The organism is Parendozoicomonas sp. Alg238-R29 (assembly GCF_947331445.1).
Taxonomy (GTDB): Bacteria; Pseudomonadota; Gammaproteobacteria; order Pseudomonadales; family Endozoicomonadaceae; genus Sansalvadorimonas.
The window spans coordinates 1-4,691 of record NZ_CAMZOG010000148.1; the positions used below are offsets into that span (position 1 = coordinate 1).

Annotated in this window: 5 protein-coding genes and 1 pseudogene; 4 read left to right on the forward strand and 2 right to left on the reverse strand. The window is 46.9% G+C overall.

What is annotated here, in order from left to right:
* A partial coding sequence (locus tag QMA35_RS20785) for a hypothetical protein (protein WP_281649062.1) occupies positions 1-797 on the reverse strand: 797 nt, incomplete at its 3' end.
* A 236-nt stretch (positions 798-1,033) separates the two neighbouring features.
* On the opposite strand from QMA35_RS20785, the gene QMA35_RS20790 reads away from it, so the two are divergent.
* The gene (locus QMA35_RS20790; RefSeq protein ID WP_281649063.1) at positions 1,034-1,732 is read left to right on the forward strand and encodes a VacJ family lipoprotein; all 699 of its coding nucleotides are present in this window, start codon (positions 1,034-1,036) and stop codon (positions 1,730-1,732) included.
* 166 nt (positions 1,733-1,898) lie between these two features.
* Here QMA35_RS20790 and QMA35_RS20795 read toward each other — a convergent pair.
* Positions 1,899-2,194 (reverse strand): annotated as a pseudogene (locus tag QMA35_RS20795) (IS1595 family transposase); the annotation flags it as partial.
* A 314-nt stretch (positions 2,195-2,508) separates the two neighbouring features.
* Between QMA35_RS20795 and QMA35_RS20800 the strand changes: the two are divergent.
* The 3 genes from QMA35_RS20800 (at position 2,509) to QMA35_RS20810 (ending at position 4,386) form a co-directional block, all read left to right on the forward strand.
* Positions 2,509-2,760 carry a helix-turn-helix transcriptional regulator gene (locus QMA35_RS20800; RefSeq protein WP_281649064.1) on the forward strand — a complete coding sequence of 84 codons (252 nt, stop codon included), beginning with the start codon at positions 2,509-2,511 and terminating at the stop codon, positions 2,758-2,760.
* The gene (locus tag QMA35_RS20805; RefSeq protein ID WP_281649065.1) at positions 2,760-3,983 is read left to right on the forward strand and encodes a type II toxin-antitoxin system HipA family toxin; all 1,224 of its coding nucleotides are present in this window, start codon (positions 2,760-2,762) and stop codon (positions 3,981-3,983) included. Before QMA35_RS20800 ends, QMA35_RS20805 begins: the two co-directional genes overlap by 1 nt.
* Before the next feature lie 145 nt (positions 3,984-4,128).
* Positions 4,129-4,386 carry a hypothetical protein gene (locus QMA35_RS20810; RefSeq protein ID WP_281649066.1) on the forward strand — a complete coding sequence of 86 codons (258 nt, stop codon included), beginning with the start codon at positions 4,129-4,131 and terminating at the stop codon, positions 4,384-4,386.
* Positions 4,387-4,691 lie beyond the last annotated feature (305 nt).

Genomic DNA, 4,691 nt, shown 5'->3' on the forward strand with positions numbered 1-4,691 from the left:
CAGTAGCCAGGGCCGTAATCTGTCCAAAGGCTTTCACCTTGTTTAATTGCCGTGGTACTGATGAGCATAGTTGCGACCTTCCCTTGAAAGCGCACTGGCATAAAGGCTACATTCGGTTCCAGGGAGTGGACTGGCAGTTTGGCAACGGCTGGATTGGTTTTATCAAGATCGGCTACATGCAGGGTGCAGGCGTTAATCAGCGAGCAGATATTTCCGTCTTTCAGGCTTGATATGCAGAAACCATCCTTCGTATCAATAAGGTACTTTGATATTGTTTTATAGCCGTATTTCGCAGCCAGGGTTTTCAGGGATTCGTCGTTATGAACTTCTCCGGCATAGTGACCGAGAATCTCAAATTCTTTGATAAATCTTTTGGCGTAAGCTTCATTTTCTCCCTTAAGAGCCGGGAACTCATCCCCACTGTATTTACGATAATGCATTCTGTCATTCAGATACTGCTCTCTGGAAGAGTCAGAGAGCCCCATATAGTCTTTGACTTCACGTCTTATTTGGGGGCGAAGGTCTACTTCATATTGCTCTCTTTGAAAGTTCCAGTTGCAAGCCAATCCATCCGTATAATGGGGCTTCTTTGTGAGTTTTTCCGCCTCTTGATATAACGGTGCTTTATTGCTCCATGTGTGTTCATAGTGAGCGTAGTTAAACTCAGATTTTATCTGGACGGTTCTGTCCCACACTGAGACTGGGGAAGTATCAGATGATTGGGTGCTGGTTGTCGCAGCCGCAGTTGTTAAAGAGCTGCTCTGCCTATTCTGTGGTGATAATGGTGGCGATGCCATACTTGTAGCCCACGTACCCGAAATGGGCTAAAGCATGACAGACTTTTCCCCTGGGATTGATAACATGCTTGTTATGAAAAAGGCACTGTTTTGAAAGCAGCTTTTCATGCCATGCCTAATTGGGAATACCCCCTAATGATCGTCAATCACTGGCTCAGTTGAACATTTGGCTGAATACAAAACTGCAGTTGTTGCGTATAGCTCTTTGAGTTCAGCAATATTACGCAGGCCATGTAGTGAAAATAAAACCCATTATTCCCGTTGTCAGCTTGATGGCATCCCTCTCTTTCAGTGTGAATGCCCAGTCCAGTGAAACGGTATCTTATAGCGACCCTTGGGAGTCTATGAACCGAGTGACTGACTCCTTCAACCATACCCTGGATGCCTGGGTTCTACGCCCTGTAGCCAGCAGTTATAACCAGATCACTCCCAAACCCGTTCAGCATCTTGTTTCTAACTTCTTTCAAAACCTTTCTGAAGTTCGCAATTTTGGCAACTCACTCTTACAGTTCGAAATTCGGGAAGCTGGTGAGACAGGCGGCCGGTTTGTGGTGAACAGTACCGTCGGTATGCTCGGGTTGCTGGATGTTGCTTCTGAGTTTGATCTGGAATACAACTATCAGGACTTTGGCCTCACCTTGGGTCACTGGAATATTCCTTCAGGTCCTTATGTGGTGGTTCCATTCTTTGGTCCTCGCACAGTGAGGTCTGCCGCCGGATTTGTACCGGACAATCAGCTATCTCCTATTCAGCAGGTTAACGACAGCCAATCTCAATTAGCGTTACAAACGTCAGAAGTCGTTGACCTGAGAACCCAGCTTCTCAGTCAGGAGTCTCTAATAGTGGGTGATCGTTATACATTCATTCGAGACGCTTACCTTCAACGTCGTGATTATCTGCTAACTGGCGAAATAAACAGCAAGGATGATTTTTAGGCTCTGATTCTCAGGTTGAGTTGAAGCTTTGTAAGTACAATTCAGCCTGAACCAGTAAGTACGCATAATGTGGCGACGTTATGGTAAGCAGACGGTACGACTGAGTAATGCGGCGGGGGGAGAATTGACCGGAGGTAGCCCTCCGGCGGATTTAGCCAGCACTTGCAAAGCGATGCCGCCAACGAAACGATGTTTTCAAGGTCACACCACATGCACGTGCGGCAGGCCGTAGTGTCAGCGAGTGGGGCATGCCTTCCAAGTAAGATTGCCATTTATCGGGATGGCGCAATCTGGCTAACGGCGTGCCAGTAAATGCGTTACAGGTACGAGAACATGACCGACATCGACACCAATAACGTTGGCGACCTTTGCGCAGCCCCAGAGCTTGTAGCTTTCACTGCCAGACAGGGCATCACGCAGAATATTCTTCTGCTGTGCAGTTAATGTCAAAATGGGATGTATAAGTTTTTCTGGTGTGGGTGTTGAAGCATAGCCGTATAAGGTCGCAAGGAGAGAGAAAACTACAACTTTAAAAAGTTATTCACTACTGCACATCCAGGTTATTAAATTTATTCAACATTCTATTTTCGCCGACGGTATTCCATTACATAGAAATTGCTTTCGCATTGATGGATAACAGTTACACACAGAGTTCATCCAATGCTTTAGAAATGCTCATGGTATTATCCAGTATCCCCCAAAAAGATGATTATATTCATCTTTTTGTGAATATTATGACTATAATGGTGAGTATATTCATCATCTGGGGTTGAATAGTGTCTTCTCTCGCCGATCTGGGAATATCCATTCAGCAGCTCCGCAAAGCCAAAGGCTGGAGCCAGGCTGAACTTGCGCGCTTAGCGGGGTTGGACAGAACAACTATCGGAGCGCTGGAGCGGGATACGTATACCGATATCGGTATACGCAAAGTACAGCGAGTACTGCAACTGCTGGGTAAAACGTTAATCACCAAGGATATTGGCATGCCAACACTGGATGATCTCAACCAGACCAAGGGAGACTGGTGATGGCTGATGTTGATGTTTACTTGTCTGGCACTCCAACAGGAAGGTTGGCAAAAGTCGGTGAAAAGCATGTTTTTACTTACGATGTGCCCCAAACCAGTGACGTTAATAACAGAGAAGCGGTTTCACTCACCATGCCACTGCGGCTGGAGAGTTATAGCCACGAAGCCCTTCACCCTGTGTTTCAGATGAATCTTCCAGAAGGACATCTTCGAGAAGTCATCGAACGGGCAACCGCCAAGCAATACGGCAGCGATGATCTCACCATGCTCGCCATACTGGGCCGCAATCATATCGGCCGACTGGAGTATTCTCGATCAGGGCAACCACTGCCCCCAAAGAGTGATCAGGTGCCGGATCTCTTTTCATTACTTGGCAGTAATGACGAGCAACTGTTCAGTCAACTAATGGATCGTTTTGCCTTACAGTCCGCAGTTGCTGGCGTTCAACCGAAAGTGCTTGTTGATCTGGCTGCAAACCCAACAGATAAAGTTACCTTTCCGCTTGACTCTTACATTATCAAAAGCTGGGGAGATGAGTTCCCGGAGCTGGCCTGCAATGAATATGTTTGCCTAACCCTGTGCCGCGAAGCCGGGCTGAACACTGCACCTTTTTACTTGAGCGATAACGGTCGTCTGCTGATTACTGAACGCTTCGACATAGATGACAACAAAGTCCCTATGGGCTTTGAAGATTTCTGTGTATTGCAGGGAAAAACCACGCGCGAGAAATACGACGCAAGTCTTGAATCATGTACCAACGTCATTCGTCATTTTGTATCGCCAGAATACCAGCCCAGGGCTCTGTCAGATTTTTTCAAACTCACGCTGATTAATATTCTTGTGCGCAACGGTGATGCTCACCTGAAAAACAGTGGCGTAATTTATAGCGATCTCAAGGGTCATACAGTTGGGCAGCTACCAGCTGTGAAACGATTCCTTGCTCCAGTGTTTGATGTGGTCAGTACTGTGCCCTATTTGCCCAACGATACTATGGCTCTGAGCCTGACCGGCTCCAAACGTTGGCCGAAGTGGAAAGTTCTGGAGAAGTTTGGTAAAAGCCATTGCGGATTAAATAACCGGGAAATCAAAACCATCGTGGCCGACATAGAGCAAGCCGTTCACAAAACTTTGCCCCTGCTTGCCAAGCTGAAAAATTCACACCCATCATTTGCAGGTATTGCAGACCAAATGGAAAAACTCATGCATACATCTTTTGATTCATAGCAATAGCCACGGGAATGTGGCCATACTCGATAAGAATATGACCATTGTCAGCACCAGCCCCTGATGTCCCAAAATCACCAGTTTGACATGTCCCCTCGATTCACCAGGCCGATACCTGTAGCGACGAAACAACAGGGAAGCGGCCATGATCAACCGAGAGGACTGGATCATGATAAAGGATTTACGCAGCCGAGGCTGCTTTATCAAGGACATTGCTCATAAGCAGCACTGCTCAATCAAAACCATCAGTCGCGCTTTAAAGCGTCAGGGGCCACCACCCAAGCGCAAAACCGGGGTTCGCCCGGGTAAGCTGGATGCCTTCAAAGCCTTGATTGATAAAGCCTTGGCAGATGATATCCGGAATGCTGAGGTCATCTTCGCCACGATTTTTCAGCAGGGTTAAACCGGCAGTCGAACCTTGCTCCGGTTTTTCAACAACATAAGTAGGGTCTGCGTGATGACCAATACTGATAGATTTGGATATATAAACAATAAATGGGGCTTTCTCAGGTTGGCTGAAGAAAGTGAGGGGTTGAAACAGAAATAGCCTTCAGGCAAAGATTGATTTGAACGGATCAACTTTACTGAAGGATCAGTACATGTCTGCAACACCCTCACTCCGCCCTATGTTCTCATTTCTTGGCTGGGTAATCGACCATATAGATATCGACTGGGATAATTCCAGCGCAACGGTTTATCTGCGCAGAG

Coding starts and splice junctions, on each gene's coding strand:
- QMA35_RS20805 (WP_281649065.1), top strand. CDS start 2,760: ATGGCTGATGTTGATGTTTACTTGTCTGGCACTCCAACAGGAAGGTTG.
- QMA35_RS20810 (WP_281649066.1), top strand. CDS start 4,129: ATGATCAACCGAGAGGACTGGATCATGATAAAGGATTTACGCAGCCGA.